Source organism: Pseudomonas sp., assembly GCF_032058845.1.
In the GTDB taxonomy this organism is placed as follows: domain Bacteria; phylum Pseudomonadota; class Gammaproteobacteria; order Pseudomonadales; family Pseudomonadaceae; genus Aquipseudomonas.
Map to the genome: position 1 here is coordinate 1 of NZ_DAMCCR010000038.1, position 20821 is coordinate 20821.

Annotated in this window: 21 protein-coding genes; 16 read left to right on the forward strand and 5 right to left on the reverse strand. The window is 62.4% G+C overall.

Annotated features, from left to right (window positions below; all coding sequences use genetic code 11):
- The 5 genes from tilS to ispD form a co-directional block, all read left to right on the forward strand.
- Window positions 1–348, forward strand: a 348-nt coding sequence (tilS, locus tag RT028_RS09485) for a tRNA lysidine(34) synthetase TilS (protein ID WP_312934461.1), incomplete at its 5' end; no start/stop codon positions are given.
- Window positions 349–617: 269 nt separating this feature from the next.
- On the forward strand, window positions 618–2246 hold the full coding sequence (locus RT028_RS09490) for a CTP synthase (protein ID WP_312934462.1): 1629 nt from the start codon (window positions 618–620) through the stop codon (window positions 2244–2246).
- A 274-nt stretch (window positions 2247–2520) separates the two neighbouring features.
- Window positions 2521–3810 (forward strand): phosphopyruvate hydratase, encoded by a 1290-nt coding sequence (gene eno / locus RT028_RS09495; RefSeq protein WP_312934463.1) that lies wholly within the window; start codon window positions 2521–2523, stop codon window positions 3808–3810.
- A gap of 158 nt (window positions 3811–3968) precedes the next feature.
- Window positions 3969–4250, forward strand: a complete 282-nt coding sequence (gene ftsB / locus RT028_RS09500; protein ID WP_312934464.1) for a cell division protein FtsB — start codon at window positions 3969–3971, stop codon at window positions 4248–4250.
- Window positions 4247–4948, forward strand: coding sequence for a 2-C-methyl-D-erythritol 4-phosphate cytidylyltransferase (gene ispD, locus RT028_RS09505; protein ID WP_312934465.1), 702 nt, complete (start codon window positions 4247–4249; stop codon window positions 4946–4948). Before ftsB ends, ispD begins: the two co-directional genes overlap by 4 nt.
- Before the next feature lie 11 nt (window positions 4949–4959).
- On the opposite strand, the gene RT028_RS09510 is transcribed toward ispD, so the two are convergent.
- Window positions 4960–5856 (reverse strand): LysR substrate-binding domain-containing protein, encoded by an 897-nt coding sequence (locus RT028_RS09510; RefSeq protein WP_312934466.1) that lies wholly within the window; start codon window positions 5854–5856, stop codon window positions 4960–4962.
- Window positions 5857–5963: 107 nt separating this feature from the next.
- Here RT028_RS09510 and RT028_RS09515 point away from each other — a divergent pair, with 107 nt between their 5' ends.
- The 8 genes from RT028_RS09515 (at window position 5964) to rpoS (ending at window position 13123) form a co-directional block, all read left to right on the forward strand.
- Complete coding sequence (locus RT028_RS09515; RefSeq protein WP_312934467.1) at window positions 5964–7076, forward strand: S-(hydroxymethyl)glutathione dehydrogenase/class III alcohol dehydrogenase; 1113 nt, start codon at window positions 5964–5966, stop codon at window positions 7074–7076.
- 8 nt (window positions 7077–7084) lie between these two features.
- Complete coding sequence (fghA, locus tag RT028_RS09520; RefSeq protein ID WP_312934468.1) at window positions 7085–7939, forward strand: S-formylglutathione hydrolase; 855 nt, start codon at window positions 7085–7087, stop codon at window positions 7937–7939.
- 77 nt (window positions 7940–8016) lie between these two features.
- Complete coding sequence (ispF, locus tag RT028_RS09525) at window positions 8017–8490, forward strand: 2-C-methyl-D-erythritol 2,4-cyclodiphosphate synthase (RefSeq protein ID WP_312934469.1); 474 nt, start codon at window positions 8017–8019, stop codon at window positions 8488–8490.
- Window positions 8487–9545, forward strand: coding sequence for a tRNA pseudouridine(13) synthase TruD (gene truD / locus RT028_RS09530; protein ID WP_312934470.1), 1059 nt, complete (start codon window positions 8487–8489; stop codon window positions 9543–9545). The genes ispF and truD overlap by 4 nt, the downstream gene beginning before the upstream one ends.
- Entirely contained in the window at window positions 9533–10282 is a 750-nt protein-coding gene (gene surE, locus RT028_RS09535; RefSeq protein ID WP_312934471.1) for a 5'/3'-nucleotidase SurE, read from the forward strand. Before truD ends, surE begins: the two co-directional genes overlap by 13 nt.
- Window positions 10283–10320: 38 nt before the next feature.
- Window positions 10321–10959, forward strand: coding sequence for a protein-L-isoaspartate(D-aspartate) O-methyltransferase (locus RT028_RS09540; RefSeq protein ID WP_312934495.1), 639 nt, complete (start codon window positions 10321–10323; stop codon window positions 10957–10959).
- A gap of 194 nt (window positions 10960–11153) precedes the next feature.
- Complete coding sequence (locus tag RT028_RS09545; RefSeq protein ID WP_312934472.1) at window positions 11154–12005, forward strand: peptidoglycan DD-metalloendopeptidase family protein; 852 nt, start codon at window positions 11154–11156, stop codon at window positions 12003–12005.
- A 110-nt stretch (window positions 12006–12115) separates the two neighbouring features.
- Window positions 12116–13123, forward strand: coding sequence for an RNA polymerase sigma factor RpoS (gene rpoS, locus RT028_RS09550; RefSeq protein ID WP_312934473.1), 1008 nt, complete (start codon window positions 12116–12118; stop codon window positions 13121–13123).
- A gap of 466 nt (window positions 13124–13589) precedes the next feature.
- On the opposite strand, the gene fdxA is transcribed toward rpoS, so the two are convergent.
- Together fdxA and mutS are read right to left on the reverse strand one after the other, a co-directional pair.
- A complete protein-coding gene (gene fdxA, locus RT028_RS09555) occupies window positions 13590–13913 on the reverse strand; it encodes a ferredoxin FdxA (RefSeq protein ID WP_312934474.1) in 324 nt (107 codons plus the stop codon).
- 139 nt (window positions 13914–14052) lie between these two features.
- Complete coding sequence (mutS, locus tag RT028_RS09560; RefSeq protein ID WP_312934475.1) at window positions 14053–16623, reverse strand: DNA mismatch repair protein MutS; 2571 nt, start codon at window positions 16621–16623, stop codon at window positions 14053–14055.
- A gap of 178 nt (window positions 16624–16801) precedes the next feature.
- Between mutS and RT028_RS09565 the strand changes: the two genes are divergently transcribed.
- From RT028_RS09565 to recX, 3 genes are all read left to right on the forward strand, one after another.
- Complete coding sequence (locus tag RT028_RS09565; RefSeq protein ID WP_312934476.1) at window positions 16802–17284, forward strand: CinA family protein; 483 nt, start codon at window positions 16802–16804, stop codon at window positions 17282–17284.
- Window positions 17285–17384: 100 nt separating this feature from the next.
- Window positions 17385–18458, forward strand: a complete 1074-nt coding sequence (gene recA / locus RT028_RS09570) for a recombinase RecA (RefSeq protein ID WP_312934477.1) — start codon at window positions 17385–17387, stop codon at window positions 18456–18458.
- Between the two features lie 11 nt (window positions 18459–18469).
- Window positions 18470–18937: a recombination regulator RecX gene (recX, locus tag RT028_RS09575; RefSeq protein WP_312934478.1), complete on the forward strand. Its 468-nt coding sequence runs from the start codon at window positions 18470–18472 to the stop codon at window positions 18935–18937.
- Between the two features lie 3 nt (window positions 18938–18940).
- Here the strand turns inward: recX and RT028_RS09580 are convergent, their stop codons facing one another.
- Window positions 18941–20059 (reverse strand): LOG family protein, encoded by a 1119-nt coding sequence (locus RT028_RS09580; protein WP_312934479.1) that lies wholly within the window; start codon window positions 20057–20059, stop codon window positions 18941–18943.
- A gap of 252 nt (window positions 20060–20311) precedes the next feature.
- Window positions 20312–20731 (reverse strand): quorum-sensing-regulated virulence factor family protein, encoded by a 420-nt coding sequence (locus RT028_RS09585; RefSeq protein WP_312934480.1) that lies wholly within the window; start codon window positions 20729–20731, stop codon window positions 20312–20314.
- Window positions 20732–20821 lie beyond the last annotated feature (90 nt).

A 20821-nucleotide genomic window follows, 5' to 3' on the forward strand; every position in this document is an offset into this window, starting at 1 on the left:
AGCGGTGCCTGGTTGCAGGCGCCTTCCGGTGACATCGCCTGGCCCGATCCGGCTGTCGCCCTGCAATTGCCAGGCAACGGCGTCCTGGCGCCGCTGGACGAGCCGCACGGCGCCGGGCTGCGCATTGCGTACCGTCGGGGCGGGGAGGTGCTCGACCTGCCGGGGCGCGGCCGGCGTGATCTCAAGCGCTTGTTCAATGAGCTGCAGGTGCCGCATTTCCTGCGCCAGCGCCTGCCGCTGGTCTGGCAGGGCGAGCGCTTGCTCGGCGTCGCCAACTTGCCTGGCCTTGCCACGACCCTGCCCGAGGTCACCTGGGTACCACCAAACAGCGCGCAAGGTTTGAGCTGATCTGGACATTCCGGTAGACTACCCTCCCTTCTTGATACAACTTCTGCGGCTTCCTCGAAAACGCAGCAGTTGCCGATTACCAAGCAGTTTTTTGCTGGGCTGAATTTCTGAAAATGACAAGCGAGCTCCTTGCTGGGATTACCCGGTTTGTACAGACGCGGCAGTTTTTCGAGATGCACTGTGATTGACGCAGGTGATCGGGGGCTTCGGCCTTCCTTCGCTTTCTCCGGCGGCGCTGGCCGCCTTAACGCAGACTTCTAGGGTTTTTCATGACGCGCTACATATTCGTCACGGGCGGTGTTGTTTCTTCATTGGGGAAAGGCATTGCCTCGGCTTCCCTGGCGGCCATCCTGGAAGCGCGGGGGCTCAAGGTCACCATGCTCAAGCTGGACCCGTACATCAACGTCGATCCGGGCACCATGAGCCCGTTCCAGCACGGTGAAGTGTTCGTCACCCACGACGGCGCCGAGACTGACCTTGACCTGGGCCACTACGAGCGGTTCATCCGCACCACCATGACCCAGAACAACAACTTCACCACGGGCCGTGTCTACGAACACGTGCTGCGCAAAGAGCGCCGTGGTGATTACCTGGGCGCCACCATCCAGGTCATTCCGCACATCACCGACGAGATCAAGCGCCGCATCATCAAGGGTGCAGGCGATGCTGACGTCGCGCTGGTCGAGATCGGCGGTACGGTCGGTGACATCGAGTCGCAACCGTTCCTGGAGGCGATTCGCCAATTGCGTTTCGAGGTCGGCGCCAAGCGCGCGATGCTCATGCACCTGACCCTCGTGCCGTACATCGCCACCGCCGGCGAGACCAAGACCAAGCCGACGCAGCATTCGGTCAAAGAGCTGCGCTCCATTGGCCTGCAGCCCGACGTGCTGGTGTGCCGCTCCGATCACCCGATCGACAATTCGTCGCGTCGCAAGATCGCCCAGTTCACCAACGTCGAAGAGCGTGCGGTGATCGCGCTGGAAGACGCCGACACCATCTACAAGATCCCCGGCATCCTGCATGCACAGGGCCTGGACGATTTCGTCACCGAGCGCTTCGGCCTGCAATGCGACAGCGCCGACCTGTCCGAGTGGGACAAAGTGGTCGATGCCAAGCTCAACCCCGAGCATGAAGTCACCATCGCCATGGTCGGCAAGTACATGGAACTGCTCGATGCCTACAAGTCGCTGATCGAGGCGATGAGCCACGCCGGTATCCAGAACCGCACCAAGGTCAACCTGCGCTACATCGACTCCGAAGACATCGAGAATCAGGGCACCAGCCTGCTCGAAGGTGCCGATGCCATTCTGGTGCCGGGCGGTTTCGGTCTGCGCGGCGTGGAGGGCAAGATCCAGGCCGTTCAATACGCCCGTGAGAACAAGGTTCCGTACCTCGGCATCTGCCTGGGCATGCAAGTGGCGGTCATCGAGTTCGCCCGTAACGTCATGGGCTGGACCGATGCCAACTCCACCGAGTTCGACCGCAACAGCGGTCACCCGGTGGTCGGCCTGATCACCGAGTGGTCGGACAACACCGGCGCGGTCGAAACCCGTACCGAAACCTCCGACCTCGGCGGCACCATGCGCCTGGGCGCGCAGGAATGCCAGCTGGTCGGCAGCTCGAACGTGCATGACTGCTACGGTCAGGACGTGATCGTCGAGCGTCACCGTCACCGTTACGAGGTCAACAACACGCTGCTGCCGCAGATGGTGGATGCCGGCCTGGTGATCTCCGGGCGCTCCGGTGATGGCGCGCTGGTGGAAGTGGTCGAGTCCAAGGACCACCCCTGGTTCGTCGCCTGCCAGTTCCACCCGGAGTTCACCTCCACCCCGCGTGACGGCCACCCGCTGTTCAGCGGTTTCGTCAAAGCGGCCCTGGCGCAGAAGCACAAGGCCTGAGTGGCGCCAGCGTCGCTCGTTCATCGCCCAGGCGGTGGGTGGGCGGCGCCCGCACGAAGGTTCATGCGTCGCGGCTGTCCCTGCGCCTGCGCACGCTGAACAGATTTCCGACGGTAGAAGCCAGCATCTTGCCGGTTTCTCCGGTAAAGTACCGCCCGTTCGTTCCCTGACCCTGTAGTCAGTGGCTGCCAGGCCCTGGGTTCAACCGCTTGCCTGGCCAACGGCCGATTTCCCTCGTTGCGTTGTTTTCGTCAATTCCGGAGTGCTTACAACAATGGCAAAGATCGTCGACATCAAAGGTCGTGAAGTTCTCGATTCTCGTGGCAACCCCACCGTGGAAGCCGACGTACTGCTCGACAACGGCATCATCGGCAGCGCCTGCGCGCCGTCCGGTGCTTCCACCGGCTCGCGTGAAGCGCTCGAGCTGCGTGATGGCGACAAGAGCCGTTACCTGGGCAAAGGTGTATTGAAGGCCATCGGCAACATCAATGGCCCGATCCGTGACCTGCTGCTGGGCAAGGATCCGTCGGACCAGAAGGCGCTCGACCGCGCCATGATCGAGCTGGACGGCACCGAGAACAAGGCATCCCTGGGCGCCAACGCCATCCTCGCCGTGTCCCTGGCTGCTGCCAAGGCTGCTGCCCAGGACCAGGACCTGCCGCTGTACGCACACATCGCCAACCTCAACGGCACCCCGGGTCAGTACTCCATGCCAGTGCCGATGATGAACATCATCAACGGTGGTGAGCATGCCGATAACAACGTCGACATCCAGGAGTTCATGGTGCAGCCGGTTGGCGCCAAGACCTTCTCCGATGGCCTGCGCATGGGCACCGAGATCTTCCACCACCTCAAAGCCGTGCTCAAGGCCCGTGGCCTGAACACCGCCGTGGGTGACGAAGGTGGCTTCGCCCCGAACCTGGCCTCCAACGAAGACGCCCTGGGCGCCATCGCCGAAGCCGTGGAAAAAGCGGGCTACAAGCTCGGCACCGATGTGACCCTGGCGCTGGACTGCGCAGCCTCCGAGTTCTTCGAAGACGGCAAATACAACCTCTCGGGCGAAGGCAAGTCGTTCGATGCCGAAGGTTTTGCCGATTACCTCAAAGGCCTGACCGAACGCTTCCCGATCATCTCCATCGAAGACGGTCTGGACGAATCCGACTGGGCTGGCTGGAAGATCCTGACCGACAAGATCGGCGAGAAGGTGCAACTGGTCGGTGACGACCTGTTCGTGACCAACACCAAGATCCTCAAGGAAGGCATCGACAAGGGCATCGGTAACTCGATCCTGATCAAGTTCAACCAGATCGGCACGCTGACCGAAACTCTCGAGGCCATTCAGATGGCCAAGGCGGCCGGTTACACCGCGGTTATTTCGCACCGTTCCGGTGAGACCGAAGACTCCACCATCGCCGACCTCGCCGTCGGTACCGCCGCCGGCCAGATCAAGACCGGCTCGCTGTGCCGTTCCGATCGCGTCTCCAAGTACAACCAGCTGCTGCGCATCGAAGAGCAACTGGGTGCCAAGGCGGTCTACAAAGGTCGCGACGAGTTTCGCGGCTGAGCAAGAGATGGTAAAAAGACGGCAGCCGGATGTATCCGAGGGTTCTCACTGAACCCTCCGGACACTCACACGGGTTTCTGTCGACGAAGCCTGGCCTTGGCCAGGCTTCGTGCTATATGAGGCATGCGTCCGCAGCCTTTCACACCCTGGATACCTTGATGCGCAGTCCTTATTGGTTGTTCCTCGTTCTGCTCCTGCTGCTCGCCGGCCTGCAGTACCGTCTGTGGGTGGGCAACGGCAGCCTGGCGCAAGTGGCCGAACTCAAGCAGCAAATCGACGACCAGCACGCCGAAAACGTGCGTCTGCTGGAGCGCAACCGCGTGCTCGATGCCGAGGTTCTGGAGTTGAAGAAGGGCATGGAAACCGTCGAAGAACGGGCGCGTCACGAGTTGGGGATGGTCAAGGAAGGCGAAACCCTTTACCAGCTACCGCAAAAATGACCTTACCAGCCTTCTGGGCCGTGCTGCCTGCCGCAGGCGTCGGCGCGCGCATGGCCGCCGATCGGCCCAAACAGTACTTGTCACTGGGCGGCAAGACCCTGATCGAGCATGCCCTCGACTGTTTTCTCGATCACCCACAGCTCAAGGGGGTGGTCGTCAGCCTCGCTGAAGACGATCCGTTCTGGCCCGGCCTGCACTGTGCCCGCGACTCACGCATCCAGCGTGCGCCGGGGGGCCAGGAGCGCGCCGACTCGGTACTCAACGCCTTGCTGTTACTGCATGCCCACGGCGCTGCCGACGACGACTGGGTGCTGGTGCACGATGCCGCCCGGCCAAATCTCGCCCGCACCGACCTCGACAAGCTGCTGAGCGAGCTGGCTGACGACCCGGTCGGCGGCCTGCTGGCCATTCCCGCCAAGGACACCCTCAAGCGCGCCGGCGCCAATGGTCGCGTTGCAGCCACTGTCGACCGCAGCACCATCTGGCTGGCCTATACCCCGCAGATGTTCCGGCTTGGCGCCTTGCATCGGGCGCTGGCCGAGTGCCAGGTTTCCGACGTGGCAGTGACCGACGAGGCCTCGGCGATGGAGTGGTCCGGCCAGGCGCCGCGCCTGATCGAAGGACGCGGTGACAACATCAAGGTCACCCGCCCCGAAGACCTCGAATGGTTGCGCCAACGCTGGTCGAGCCGCCGCTGAAGCGCGAGCGCTCACGCCTGGCAATACTCCGGCCGCTTGGCCAGTTCTTCCTTGAGGTAGTCCACCAGCCGGCGCACCTTGGGCGAGAGGTGCCGCTGCTGCGGGTACAGCGCCCACACGGCGGTGTTGGGCGGCTGATGCGCATCGAGTAGCGAGACTAACGCGCCGCTGCGCAGGTGTTCGAGCACGTAGTAGTCCGGCAATTGCCCCAGCCCCATCCCTTGCAGGGCGGCATCGAGCACTGCCTGGCCGCTGTTGCAGCGCCAGTTGCCCTGCACCCGCTGGCTCAGCTCGCGGCCATCCTGTTGCAGGCTCCAGATATCCGAACTGCCAATCAGGCAATTGTGCCGGGCCAGCTCCGAGAGGCTGTGCGGCCGGCCATAGCGCTCCAGGTAGGCGGGGGAGGCGCAGACGTACATGCGTCGCGGCGCAAGCCGACTGGCCACCAGGCGCGAGTCCTGCAGGCGGCCCAGGCGAATGGCCAGGTCCATGCCTTCGTGCAGCAGGTCCAGGTTGCTGTTGCTCAGCTCCACTTCCAGACGCAGCTGGGGGTAGAGCGCCATGAAACGGGTCACCAGCGGCACGATGAAACGTTCGCCATAGGCCACCGCGCAGGTCATGCGCAGCAGGCCTTTGGGCTCACTGGCCAGATCGCCCATGGCCCTCAAGGCTTCTTCGCGGCCGTCCTGCAGGCGCTGGCAATGATGCAGGAAGGTCTGACCGGCCTCGCTCAGCGTGACCCGCCGTGTACTGCGGTACAGCAGCGGGGTCTGCAAACGCTCCTCGAGCCGTGCGATCTGCCGGCTGATGTGCGACGACGACACCCCCAGCCGCTCGGCTGCCGCCGTGAACTGGCCGTGTTCGGCAACTGCCACGAATTCGTCGATGCCTTCCCAGCGGCTACTCATGGATTATCCCTGTACGGCAATAATGTTTTGACCTAGGCTGGATTATTCATCAAAAGCAGGTGAATTACACTCAGCGCTGGTTCCACATTTCCTACAGGAGACCGTTGATGATCAAGTCCCGTGCTGCCGTTGCCTTCGAGGCCAAGAAACCGCTGGAAATCGTCGAAGTCGACGTCGCCATGCCCAAGGCCGGTGAAGTGTTGCTGCGCGTCGTCGCCAGCGGCGTCTGCCACACCGACGCTTACACCCTGTCGGGCGCGGACCCGGAAGGCATTTTCCCTTCCATCCTCGGCCATGAAGGCGGTGCCATCGTCGAAGCGATTGGCGAGGGTGTCACCTCGGTTGCCGTCGGCGATCATGTGATCCCGCTGTACACCCCCGAATGCGGGCAGTGCAAATTCTGCCGCTCGGGCAAGACCAACCTGTGCCAGGCGATTCGTGCCACCCAAGGCAAAGGCCTGATGCCCGATGGCACCACGCGCTTTTCCTACAAGGGTCAGCAGCTGTTCCACTACATGGGCACCTCGACGTTTTCTGAATACACCGTGCTGCCGGAAATTTCCGTCGCCAAGATTCAGAAAGACGCCCCGCTGGAAAAGGTCTGCCTGCTGGGCTGCGGCGTCACCACCGGCATTGGCGCCGTGCTCAACACCGCCAAGGTCAAACCGGGTGACACCGTGGCTGTGTTCGGTCTGGGCGGCATCGGCCTGTCGGCAATCATCGGCGCAGTGAAGGCCAAGGCCTCGCGCATCATCGCTGTCGACATCAACCCGGCCAAGTTCGAGATCGCCAGGCAGCTCGGCGCAACCGACTGCATCAACCCGAAGGAATACGACCGTCCGATCCAGGAAGTCATCGTCGACCTGACCGATGGCGGCGTGGACTTCTCCTTCGAGTGCATCGGCAATGTGCAACTGATGCGCGCCGCGCTCGAGTGCTGCCACAAGGGCTGGGGCGAGTCGGTAATCATCGGCGTTGCCGGTGCCGGCCAGGAAATCGCTACCCGTCCGTTCCAGCTGGTGACCGGGCGCGTCTGGCGCGGCTCGGCCTTTGGCGGCGTGCGTGGGCGCAGCGAACTGCCAAGCTACGTCGAGATGTCCCAGCAGGGCGAAATCCCGCTGGATACCTTCATCACCCACACCATGGGGCTGGAAGACATCAACAAGGCCTTCGACCTGATGCACGAAGGTAAAAGCATCCGCAGCGTGATCCACTTCTGAGGTCCGTCATGAGCCTGGAAAACATCTCCTGTCAGAAAAGTTTTGGCGGCTGGCACAAACGCTACCGGCACACCTCCAAGGTGCTGGGCTGCGACATGGTGTTCGCCGTGTACCTGCCGCCACAGGCCGAGCAGGGTGAGAAGCTGCCGGTGCTGTACTGGCTGAGCGGCCTGACCTGCACCGACGAGAACTTCATGCACAAGGCCGGCGCACAGCGCCTGGCGGCCGAGCTGGGGTTGATCATCGTTGCGCCCGACACCAGCCCGCGTGGCGATCAGGTGCCGGGTGACCCGGACAACGCCTGGGACTTCGGCAAGGGCGCCGGTTTCTACGTCAATGCCACCCAGCAGCCGTGGGCGCAGCACTACCGCATGCACGACTACGTGGTCGACGAGCTGCCCGCACTGATCGAGGCGCACTTCCCGGCGTCCGAGCAGCGCAGCATCAGCGGTCATTCGATGGGCGGCCACGGCGCGCTGGTGTGCGCCTTGCGCAACCCGGGGCGCTACCAGTCGGTATCGGCGTTCTCACCGATCTGCAACCCCATGGACTGCCCGTGGGGCGAGAAGGCGCTGTCGCGCTACCTGGGGGAGGACCGCCTGCGCTGGCGCGAGTGGGATGCCAGCGTGCTGCTCAGCGAGACGCCGGCCGGGCAGTGCCCGCCGCTGTTGGTCGATCAGGGGGATCGCGACGACTTCCTGGAAAACCAGCTCAAGCCCCATGCGCTCGAACAGGCGGCACGCAAAGGTGGCCATGCGCTGACCCTGCGCCTGCAACCGGGTTACGACCACAGCTACTTCTTCATCGCCAGCTTCATCGATGAGCACCTGCGCCATCACGCCATGGCCCTGGGCCGCGTCTGACGTTACGCGCGGGCAGTCGCCCACCCCTGCGGTAAAGCAGGTAGAATCACGCCCTGATTTTATCGGGGCGTTTTTCTATGCGTATTGGCCATGGCTACGATGTGCACCGCTTCACCGACGGCGACTTCATCACCCTGGGTGGCGTGCGGATTGCGCATTGCTACGGTTTGTTGGCTCATTCTGATGGCGATGTCGTGCTGCACGCGCTGAGCGATGCGTTGCTCGGCGCGGCCGCGCTGGGCGACATCGGCAAGCATTTCCCGGACAGCGACCCGCAATTCAAGGGCGCTGACAGCCGCGTCTTGCTGCGCCATGTCGTCGGCATCGTCCAGGCCAAGGGCTGGAAGGTCGGCAATGTCGACGCCACCATCGTGGCCCAGGCGCCGAAGATGGCGCCGCACATCGAGCAGATGCGCCAGTGCATCGCCGAGGACCTGCAGGTTGCCCTCGATCAGGTCAACGTCAAGGCCACGACCACGGAAAAGCTCGGTTTCACCGGGCGTGAGGAGGGCATCGCGGTTCATGCGGTCGCCTTGTTGCTGCCGGTATGAATGAACAGCAACTGCTGGGGCCCGCTGCCGCCGGCCCTGCGCTGGGCAGCGCGGTGCTCAAGGCTGTGGCCGAAGACTTTCAGGTCGATGAGGTGCTGGACATTCCACTCTCCGGCCAAGGTGAACACCTGTGGCTGTGGGTGGAAAAGCGCGATCTCAATACCGAAGAGGCGGCACGCCGTCTGGCCCGTGCTGCGGGCGTTCCGGCGCGCGCGATCAGCTATGCCGGCCTGAAGGATCGCCAGGCGCTGACCCGCCAGTGGTTCAGCCTGCACTTGCCGGGCAAGGCCGACCCTGACCTGTCTCGCGCCGAAGACGACACGCTGCGCATCCTCAAGCAGGCCCGTCACCAGCGCAAGCTGCAGCGCGGCGCGCACGCAGCCAACGGTTTCACCCTGCGCCTGACCCAGCTCAAGGCCGATCACGCCGCACTCGATGCGCGCCTGGAACAGCTCAAGGCCCAGGGCGTGCCGAACTACTTCGGTACCCAGCGCTTCGGCTTCGAGGGTGGCAATGTGTATGGCGCGCTGGAGTGGGCGGGTCGGCAAGCCTTGCCTGAGCAGCGCAACGTACGCTCGCGCCTGCTTTCGGCGGCGCGCAGCTACGTGTTCAATCAGGTACTGGCCGCGCGCGTGGCCGACGGCAGCTGGCAGCGCGCTCAGGTTGGCGACCTGCTGGCCTTCACTGACAGCCGCAGCTTTTTCATCGCCGGCGAGCCTGAATGCGTCGACCCGCGGCTGGCTGAACTCGATCTGCACCCCACCGGCCCACTGTGGGGCGAGGGCGCGACCCCTGCCAGCGGTGCGCCGGGCGCATTGGAAACCGCCATCGGTACTACGCACGCGGCGCTCTGCGAGTGGCTGGCGAAGGCGGGCATGGATCACGAACGGCGCATCCTGCGGCTCCCTATCGGCCGCTTGACGTGGCATTATCCCGAGCCTGATATCCTGCAACTGGAATTCGTCCTGCCGGCCGGATGCTTCGCTACCGTGGTGGTGCGTGAGCTCGTTGATCTGGTGCCGGCAGGGCAGACGGACAGCCCATGCGTATTCTGATTTCAAACGACGACGGTGTGACTGCACCCGGCCTTGCCGCGCTGCATGCCGCGCTGGCTGACTACGCCGAGTGCGCAGTCATTGCGCCGGAGCAAGACAAAAGCGGCGCAGGCAGCTCGCTGACCCTCGACCGGCCGCTGCACCCGCAGCGCCTGGTCAATGGGTTCATCAGCCTGAACGGCACGCCCACTGACTGCGTGCACCTGGGACTCAATGGCCTGCTCGCCCAAGCCCCCGACATGGTGGTCGCGGGGATCAACCTGGGCGCCAACCTGGGCGATGACGTGCTCTATTCCGGCACGGTCGCCGCAGCGCTGGAAGGGCGTTTTCTCGGCGGCACGTCGCTGGCGTTTTCGTTGGTCTCGCGCCTGCCTGACAATCTGCCGGCCGCTGCGCACATCGCCCGCCGCCTGGTCGAGGCCCAGGCCCGCCTGAGCCTGCCTCCGCGCACCGTACTCAACGTGAACATTCCCAACCTGCCCCTGGAACACATCCGCGGCATCCGCCTCACGCGCCTCGGCCATCGTGCCCGCGCCGCCGCGCCGACCAAGGTGGTCAACCCGCGTGGCAAGGAAGGCTACTGGATCGCTGTGGCCGGGGATGCCGAAGACGGCGGGCCCGGCACTGATTTCCATGCCGTGATGCAGGGCTATGTATCCATTACCCCGTTGCAGCTCGATCGCACGTTCAGCGATGCCTTCGAGCTGTTCGACGGCTGGCTGGAGGGCGTGCTCTGATGCGCGAGCCGGACGACTTGCTGCGAAATGGCATTGGCATGACCTCTCAGCGCACACGAGAGCGCCTGATTCAGCGCTTGAGCGAGGAGGGCATCAGTAACCCCAGGGTGCTCGAAGTCATTCGTGGCACGCCGCGTCACCTGTTCGTCGACGAGGCGCTGGCCCATCGCGCCTATGAAGACACGGCCCTGCCGATCGGCCACAACCAGACCATTTCCCAGCCCTTCATCGTCGCGCACATGAGCGAAGTACTGCTGCAGGCGGGGCCTCTGGACAAGGTGATGGAAATCGGCACGGGCTCGGGCTATCAGACGGCAGTGCTCGCGCAACTGGTGGAGCGTGTGTTTTCCGTAGAGCGCATCAAGAGCCTGCAGGACCGCGCCAAGGAGCGTCTGGTCGAACTCAACCTGCGCAACGTGGTGTTTCGCTGGGGCGACGGCTGTGAAGGCTGGCCCGCCTTGGCGCCCTACAACGGCATCATCGTCACTGCGGTCGCGGCCGAAGTGCCGCAGGCGCTGCTCGACCAGTTGGCTCCGGGTGGTCGCCTGGTGATCCCGGTGGGCCCTGCCGGTGATGTCCAGCAACTGATGCTGATCGTGCGCGAGGAAAACGGCTTTTCCCGTACGGTGCTGGGCGCCGTGCGTTTCGTACCGCTGTTGAACGGATCGATCAACTGAGGCAAACGCGGGAAAATTTACACCTCTGGCGAATTCTCGTCGGGGCGTTGTGTCTATGTGGCGTGTGCCTGCCAGACTGACGTCTAAGGCGCCCCCTGTTTCACCGCTGGGAGAGCGGGGTGCAGGGGTATCAATATCCGGGCAGTTCAGCTGTCCTTGGCACATTCATTTCGGCAGCACGAGGGGAGCGGCGGGTGGTTCACACAATCATGCGGCAGCGCAAGGAACGAGCGGCATTCAAAATTCTGGTGATTGCGCTGGCCATGGGGACGTTGCTCGCCGGTTGTTCAAGTACCCGGTCCAACAGCGCTGGGGTGGTCGATCGCAACGCCGCCGCTGCCAAACGTACGCCTGTGACGTCCGGCCAGTATGTGGTCAAGCCTGGCGACACGTTGTTCTCCATCGCATTCCGCTATGGCTGGGACTACAAGGAGCTGGCTGCGCGCAACGGCATCGCCCCTCCTTATACGATCCGTCCGGGCCAGGCCGTCCGCTTCGCCAGTGGCTCGGGCAATACCACGGTGGTATCGAGCCCGTCTTCGTCGAGCAAGACCACGGTCACCCGACGTCCGGTAGGCAGCGCCGTCCCGACGCCGGTGGTCACCAAAACCGTGTCTACCCCCTCATCCAGCACCACGACTACCGTCACTCAGGTGCCCGCTGCCGAGCGCACCGCAGGCGGCTGGATGTGGCCGTCCAACGGCGTGGTTATCGGTAAATTTGCTTCAAACGGTAGTTTGAATAAAGGCATTGATATCGCCGGGGATTTGGGACAGCCTGTTTTTGCTGCGTCCAATGGTTCCGTGGTCTACGCCGGCAGTGGTCTGAGAGGCTACGGCGAGCTGATCATCATCAAGCACAGCGATACATACGTCAGCGCTTATGGTCATAATCGCAGGCTTTTGGTTCGGGAAGGGCAGCAAGTCAAGGCGGGGCAGACGATTGCTGAAATGGGGTCCACGGGTACTGATCGAGTCAAGCTGCACTTCGAGATACGCCGACAGGGTAAGCCCGTAGATCCGCTACAGTTCCTGCCACGCCGTTGAGTTGTAACACCCGGCCTGTTCCTTTCATGCAAGGGGGCAGGCTCCAGGGATACCAGAGGGATGTAGGTGTCGCTGGAGTCTGAGTTCGAACTCAGCAAAGGACTACAACAATGGCTCTCAGTAAAGAAGTGCCGAGGTTTGACATCGACGATGACGTGCTCCTGATGGAGACCGGCATCGTTTTGGAAACGGATGTGGTGTCAGACGAACCTGCTGTATCTCCGGTTCGAACCAAGTCGAAGTCCAGTGCTTCGCTCAAGCAACACAAGTACATCGATTACAGCCGGGCGCTCGACGCTACCCAGTTGTATCTGAATGAAATCGGCTTCTCGCCACTGCTCTCTCCCGAAGAAGAAGTCCACTTCGCACGCCTTTCCCAGAAAGGTGACCCCGCCGGCCGCAAGCGCATGATCGAGAGCAATCTGCGCCTGGTCGTGAAAATTGCCCGCCGCTATGTGAACCGTGGTCTCTCGCTGCTCGACCTCATCGAAGAGGGCAACCTGGGACTGATCCGGGCGGTGGAAAAATTCGACCCCGAGCGTGGTTTCCGTTTCTCGACCTATGCCACCTGGTGGATTCGCCAGACCATCGAACGCGCGATCATGAATCAGACGCGCACCATCCGCCTGCCGATTCATGTCGTCAAGGAACTCAACGTCTACTTGCGTGCTGCGCGCGAGCTGACGCAGAAACTCGATCATGAACCCTCGGCCGAAGAAATCGCCACGCTGCTGGAAAAGCCGGTCGCGGAGGTCAAGCGCATGCTGGGCCTGAATGAGCGTGTGTCTTCGGTAGACGTGTCCCTGGGCCCTGACTCGGACAAGACGCTTCTCGATACGCTCACCGACGACCGCCCCACCGATCCCTGCGACTTGTTGCAGGACGATGACCTGTCCCGCAGCATCGATCAGTGGCTGGGCGAGCTGACTGAAAAGCAGCGTGAGGTGGTCATCCGCCGTTTCGGCCTGCGCGGCCACGAGAGCAGCACGCTGGAGGATGTAGGGCTTGAGATCGGCCTGACCCGTGAACGGGTTCGGCAGATTCAGGTGGAGGGCCTCAAGCGCCTGCGCGAGATCCTTGAGAAGAATGGCCTGTCCAGCGAGTCGCTGTTTCAATAGCGTTGCTGGAAACGCCCAAGCCCCGACCACTCGGGGCTTTTTTTTGACCTTAAAACCGATCGCATTGCCAGCGGTGTAGTGCTACGTGTAAGCGTTTTCGCACGCATGCTGTAAGAAAACGCTGTAGGCAGGAGTAAATGGTTGCCGTTTCGAGCTGGGGTTTTTTCGCAACCTATTGAAAGTAAAAGTTTTTTTAGATATGAAAAAACGTTTCGTTCGTAGTGTTTTGAGAGGCGGTGCCGTTGTTCTCTCACAGGGAAACGGTACTATCTGAACTGTGTCTACGGACAGGCACAAGCCCTCAAGGATGCGGGCTCAGGACATCGCATGATGCGATTCATCAGTGAAGATGTGCAGGACAGCAGGGACAAATGGAGAAAAATGTGGGCGGGTCAAACCGCCCCTTTTTTTTGCCTGCAAGAAACAGAAAAGGCCCTCACGGGCCTTTTTCGTATGCGATTGAGCGTCAGCGCAGCAGGTCGGCGACCTTGCCGGTCTGGCCATCGAACTCGGCTGCATCAGGCAGCGCGTCTTTCTTCTCGGTGATGTTCGGCCAGATTTCAGCCAGCTCGGCATTCAACTCGATGAAGTTTTCCATACCGGCTGGAATCTCGTCTTCCGAGAAGATGGCCTGGGCCGGGCATTCAGGCTCGCACAACGCGCAGTCGATGCACTCGTCCGGATGAATGACCAGAAAATTCGGGCCTTCGTAGAAGCAGTCCACCGGACAGACTTCTACGCAGTCGGTGTACTTGCACTTGATGCAGTTGTCGGTGACGACGAAGGACATTTCTAGTTTTCTCCTCAGGCGACGGCAGCATGCCCTTCCATTCAGGGCTGCACGGCTTACGAACTGGGCTGCAGGCCAGGCTAATAACCTGCAGCACTCGCAAACCGCGCCGGATTCTACCAGCTTGCGCGTCGTGGCGTTATAACAGGTTTTTTAGTTGATATAGCATTTCGATAGCTTGACGCGGTGTGGTGTTGTCCAGGTCAAGCTTGCCCAGCTTCTCGATGGCCGGGTGTGGCAGGCTCGCGAACAGATCGCTTTGGTGCGGGGCCTGTGGCTGACTCTGGGTCGACACCACAGGCGACTGCTGCGGCAGGCTTGCGGTTTCCAGCCTGCCCAGGTGTTCGCGCGCACGCTGGATGACCGGCGTGGGCACGCCGGCCAGTTGCGCCACCGCCAGGCCATAACTCTGGCTGGCAGGGCCCGGCAGGACGTGGTGCAGGAATACGATGCGGTCGTTGTGCTCGGTCGCATTGAGGTGCACGTTGGCGACCAGGGGCTCGCTGTCAGGCAGCACCGTCAGCTCGAAGTAGTGCGTGGCGAACAAGGTATACGCGCGCAGCTGCGCCAGCCGCTCGGCGGCGGCCCAAGCCAGGGACAGGCCGTCGAAGGTGCTGGTGCCGCGGCCGACCTCGTCCATCAGCACCAGGCTGCGCTCGGTGGCGTTGTGCAGGATGTTGGCGGTTTCGCTCATCTCGACCATGAAGGTCGAGCGCCCCCCGGCGAGGTCATCGCTCGAGCCGATACGGGTGAAGATGCGGTCGACCAGCGACAGCTCGCAGCCCACCGCAGGCACGAAGCTGCCGATATGCGCCATGAGCACGATCAGTGCGGTCTGGCGCATGTAGGTCGACTTACCGCCCATGTTCGGGCCGGTGATGATCAACATGCGCGTGCTGTCGTCCAGCCGCAGGTCGTTGGCAACGAATGGCGTGGTCAGGACTTGCTCTACCACCGGGTGACGGCCCTGGTCGATGCGCAGGCAGGGTTCGTCGACGAAGGTCGGGCAGTTCAGGTCAAGGTTCAGCGCCCGCTCGGCGAGGTTGCTCAGCACATCGACCTCGGCCAGGGCCGCGGCGCTGTCCTGCAGCGGCGCCAGGTGCTCGATGAGGGTTTCGAGCAGCGCGTCATAGAGCAGTTTTTCACGGGCCAGCGCGCGGCTTCTGGCCGACAGCGCCTTGTCCTCGAATGCCTTGAGTTCCGGCGTGATGAAGCGCTCTGCGCCTTTGAGTGTCTGGCGGCGGATGTAGTCGCCCGGGGCCTGTTCGGCCTGTTTGCTCGGCAATTCGATGAAGTAGCCGTGCACGCGGTTGTAGCCGACCTTGAGGTTGGCAAGCCCGGTGCGGGCTTTCTCGCGCGCTTCGAGGTCGATGAGAAACTGGCCCGCGTTCTCACTGATCGCCAGCAGCTCGTCCAGCTCGCCGTCATAGCCCGCCTTGAGTACGCCGCCGTCACGGATGACTGCAGGCGGGTTGTCGATGATGGCCCGCTCCAGCAGGCTGGCCAGCTCTGGATAGGTGCCGGCAATGACCGCCAATCGGGCCAGGTGCGGGGCCTCGAGCTCCGACAAGGCGTTCTGCAGTTCGGGCAGGGCGCCCAGGGCATCACGCAGTCGCGCCAGGTCTCGCGGGCGGGCATTGCGCAAGCCGATCCGCGCGAGAATCCGCTCGATGTCACCAATGTCCTTGAGCTGAGGCTGCAGCTTCTCGAAGCGGAAGCCGTCGAGCAGGCAGCGGATCGAATCCTGACGCGCCTTGAGCACCTTGAGGTCACGCAGTGGCCGGTTCAGCCAGCGCGCCAGCAGACGGCTGGCCATGGCGGTCTGGCAGCGGTCGATGACCGACTGCAAGGTATTTTCGCGGCCACCCGCCAGGTTGACGTCCAGTTCCAGATTGCGGCGGCTGGCACCGTCGAGGATGACCGTGTCGTCCAGGCGCTCATGGCGCAGGCTGCGCAGGTGCGGCAAGGCCGTGCGCTGGGTTTCCTTGGCGTAGGTCAGCAGGCAGCCGGCGGCGCCGATCGCCAGGGTCAGCTTGTCGCAGCCAAAGCCCTTGAGGTCTTTGGTGGCGAACTGTTGGCACAGGCTTTTGCGCGCCGAGTCGCGGTCGAAGTCCCAGGGTGCACGCCGCCGAGCGCCACGGCGCTTTTCCGCAGGCAGGCCAGAGGGCCAGTCATCCGGGAAAAGCAATTCAACCGGATTGATGCGCTCGAGTTCGGCCAGCAGGTTTTCCCAGCCCTTGATTTCCTGGACCGTGAAGTTGCCACTGGTAATGTCCAGCACTGCCAGGCCGAACAGACGTTCGTCACCCAGCAGGGCGGCAATGAGGTTGTCACGGCGCTCATCGAGCAGCGCCTCGTCACTCACCGTGCCCGGTGTGATGATCCGCACCACTTGACGCTCGACCGGCCCCTTGCTGGTAGCCGGGTCACCGATCTGCTCGCAGATCACCACCGATTCGCCAAGTTTGACCAGCTTGGCCAGGTAGCCTTCGGCCGAGTGGTAGGGAATCCCGCACATGGGAATCGACTGCCCCGCCGACTGGCCGCGCGCGGTAAGCGTGATGTCCAGCAACCTGGCCGCTTTCTTCGCATCTTCGTAGAAGATTTCGTAGAAATCGCCCATTCGGTAGAACATCAACTGGTCCGGATGCTGATTTTTCAGCCTCCAGTACTGTTGCATCATGGGCGTGTGTGCGGCGAGGTCGGACATTACGGGGCCTTACAGCGGTGATTCGATGGGCGGTTTTGAAACGCGCGAATGTTACAGGCTTTTTAGCCATGTTGCAGAAACCCGCAGGCAATCGGCGCATATGCAACCAAGCGTATCGAGCGATTGTCTGACCGGCAGGGAGTGCTAGGGTAATGCGACCCCCGCAAGGAGCCTTGACATGGACCCCATCACATTGCTCAGCACCCGTCTGGGCCAACACCTGCAGCGTCTGAACGCCCAGGTCACCACGGCGGAGTCCTGTACCGGTGGTGGCATTGCCGAAGCCATTACCCGTATACCCGGCAGCTCGGCCTGGTTCGAGGCCGGTTTCGTCACCTATTCGAACGCACAGAAAACGCGGCAGCTGGGCGTTGCGCCGGACTTGTTCGAACAGGTCGGGGCCGTCAGCCAGGCCGTGGTCGAGGCCATGGTACGGGGTGCACAGGCAGCCAGCGGCGCGCGTTTTGCGGTTGCGGTCAGCGGCGTGGCGGGGCCTGGTGGCGGCTCGCCCGCAAAGCCCGTAGGCACGGTATGGCTGGCCTGGGCCGATGGCGCACTGATCTGCACCGAACGGCACGTGTTCGAAGGGGACCGCGAGGCGGTCCGCCAGCAGACCGTGAACGCTGCACTGGAAGGCCTGTTACAGCTTGGCACCGAGTAAATCGCACACAGGGGTTTGCGGAAACGCTTCCCTGTGGAATAATACTGGCTACTTATACAGTACACGGCCATCAGGGCCTGTCGATCACGTGAGGATTTCAATGGACGACAACAAGAAGCGCGCCTTGGCTGCGGCCCTGGGGCAAATCGAACGTCAATTCGGTAAAGGCGCAGTCATGCGCATGGGCGACCATGACCGCCAGCGTATTCCAGCCATTTCCACTGGCTCGCTGGGTCTGGACATTGCGCTGGGCATCGGCGGCCTGCCCAAAGGCCGTATCGTCGAAATTTACGGCCCGGAGTCTTCGGGTAAAACCACGCTGACGCTGTCGGTCATCGCCGAAGCGCAAAAAGCCGGCGCCACCTGCGCATTCGTCGACGCCGAGCATGCCCTCGATCCCGAGTACGCTGGCAAGCTGGGCGTCAACGTCGATGACCTGCTGGTTTCCCAGCCGGACACCGGTGAGCAGGCGCTGGAAATCACCGACATGCTGGTGCGTTCCAACGCGGTCGATGTGATCATCGTCGACTCCGTGGCGGCGCTCGTACCCAAGGCCGAAATCGAAGGTGAAATGGGTGACATGCACGTGGGCCTGCAGGCTCGCCTGATGTCCCAGGCACTGCGCAAGATCACCGGTAACATCAAGAACGCCAACTGCCTGGTGATCTTCATCAACCAGATCCGCATGAAGATCGGCGTCATGTTCGGTAGCCCGGAAACCACCACCGGCGGTAACGCGTTGAAGTTCTACGCCTCCGTGCGCCTGGACATCCGTCGTACCGGTGCGGTCAAGGAAGGCGACGAAGTGGTCGGTAGCGAAACGCGCGTCAAGATCGTCAAGAACAAGGTGGCACCACCGTTCCGTCAGGCTGAATTCCAGATCCTCTACGGCAAGGGTATCTACCGCAACGGTGAAATCATCGATCTGGGCGTCGCGCACGGTTTCGTAGAGAAGTCCGGTGCGTGGTACAGCTACCAAGGCAACAAGATCGGTCAAGGCAAGGCCAACTCTGCCAAGTACCTGGCGGAAAACCCGGCAGTGGGTGCAGAGATCGAGAAATCGATTCGCGACAAGCTGCTGAATCTTGATGCAGCAGCCGCTGCAGCCGCGGCCGCTGCCCAGGCCGAAGCCGCTACCAGCACCAGTGATGTCGCTGACGCTGACGCGAGCTGACAGCCCACGCCATGTCCGTCGTACTTGATACGTCTGTTGCCGTACGGCGCACCGCCATGGACTTGCTCGCTCGTCGCGAGCACGGGCGAGTCGAGCTGACGCGCAAGCTTCGGCAGCGGGGCGCCTCCGATGAGTTGATCGAGCCCGCGCTCGATCGGCTCGCCGAAGAGGGCTTGTTGAGCGAGGCGCGCTATCTCGAGAGCTTCATTCGCTACCGCTCCAACTCAGGTTACGGCCCGGCGCGTATTCGGGAAGAGCTGGGGCAGCGTGGGCTCGACCGTCACGACGTCGAGCAGGCATTGCGCGAGTGTGGTGTGGACTGGGCCGAGAAACTGCGCGATGTGTGGCAGCGAAAATTTGCTGGCATCCGCCCCGAAGATGCCCGTGAGCGGGGTAAACACACGCGTTTTCTCGCCTATCGAGGCTATTCGATGGAGATGATCGGCCGCTTGCTGAGCGGCCGGGATCTGGAAGACTGACAGTCAGTCGGTCTTCACGCCTTCATGCACGCGTTGTGCGGGAGAGGGCGACGCAGGCATGACCCAATGCTCTTCACGATTGATGAAGTCGATCAGTCCACGCAGGCGGCCCTGGTCCCGACCGGCGAAGGCGAAGGTCAGGCGTGTGAGATGGCTGTAGTCATCTGCTTCGTGTCCAATGGTGCTGTCCGGGTTCTGGCAGTACTCGCCTGTCACACACAGATCAGCAAATTTTTCCTGAAGTTCGCCCAGCGCTCGCTCGTTCAACGGGTGCTGCATGCGGATGAGGAATTCGTGCTGCAACCAGCGGCTTGAATGGTAGTTGGCATAAAAGCGGTTGATCTCTTCGACCGCCTCGTGTGCGTCGTACACCAGGCTCATCAGATTGAGGTCGTTGGGCAGGATGTAGCGGTTGTCTTTCAACTGTCGGCTGATGAAGTCCAGGCATTCCTGCCAGAACGTACCGCCGGGCGAGTCCAGCAACACCACGGGCACCAGCGGGCTCTTGCCGGTCTGAATCAGTGTCAGTACTTCCAGCGCTTCGTCGAGGGTGCCGAAACCGCCAGGGCAGAGCACCAGGGCATCGGCCTCTTTGACGAAGAACAGTTTGCGGATGAAGAAGAAGTGGAAGGGCAGGAGCTTGTCCGTGCCGTCAACCGTGGCGTTGGCATGTTGCTCGAAGGGCAGGGTGATGTTGAAGCCCAGGCTGTGATCACTGCCAGCACCCTCATGGGCCGCGGCCATGATGCCGCCACCGGCACCGGTGATCACCATCAGGTCGGAGCTCGCCAATGCCGAGCCCAATTCGCGGGCCAGGCCATACATGGGGTGTTCGAGTGGTGTGCGAGCAGAGCCGAACACCGTGACTTTGCGTCGTCCCTTGTAACGCTGCAGGGTGCGGAAGGCGTTGTCCAGCTCACGCAGGGTCTGCAAGGTGATTTTCGCGTTCCAGCGGTCGCGGTCATCATGGGCCATGCGCAGCACGGTCAGCATCATGTCGCGGTACAGCGGCAGATTCGGGCTATCAGGCGCAACCCGTTGAAGCTGCGCTTCAAGGTCACTTAAATCGATGCCATGTTCTTGAAAATGACTGAACAGATGATCATTGGGCTGATAGGGCATTCAACGTCTCCTTGTGCAACAGGCAGGCTGCGGACGCTGGAAACTTACGGGTCGACGCGCTGATTGCCAAGCCGCCAGCGCTTGGTCACAACGCGTGGGCTTGGCCAGGCCAAGCCAGGCGCTCTGTTGCTGGATGGGGTGGTTCAGTGCTACACCAGACCTGCAGCGCCAGACCTGCGGCGGCAAGCGCGCAGGCCAGGCCATGTGCAGGATTCGCCGCCGGCAGGCAGCGGCGCTCGGCAGGCTGGCCGATCAGCCCTTCTTCAGCGTGATACCGCAGCTGGCGGCGTTGAACGCCTGGTCACCGATCTGACGGTTGCTCTTGTATTCGGTGAAGCGATAGACCATCACCGCGCCACGGGCCATCAGCTGACGGTAGCCGCCATTCTGGCAAACGCTCTGACCCAGTTGATCACGGACCTGCTCAGGGCTGGTAGCCATCTGACGTGCCTGACCTTCGCGCACGCTGAGGTGGTTGATCAGGGCCTTGCCTTCGACGGTATAACCTTGATCGAGAATGTCTTCGTTGATGGCGCGAGGGGTACCGACACTGCTTTCCTTGGCAACTTTCTGCAGCATCTGGTTCAGCTCGTAGTCCTGCTTGGACGCGGCCTGGGCTGCCAGGGGCAGGGCAAGCAGGACGCTCAGTGTCGGAACGATGAAACGCAGCATGGATCTCTCCTGATTCGATAACTGGCGGTTGGACCCGCGCGATACGGTGGCGTTCCCTGATGCCCGGAGTCATCCCGAGTCGCATCAGGG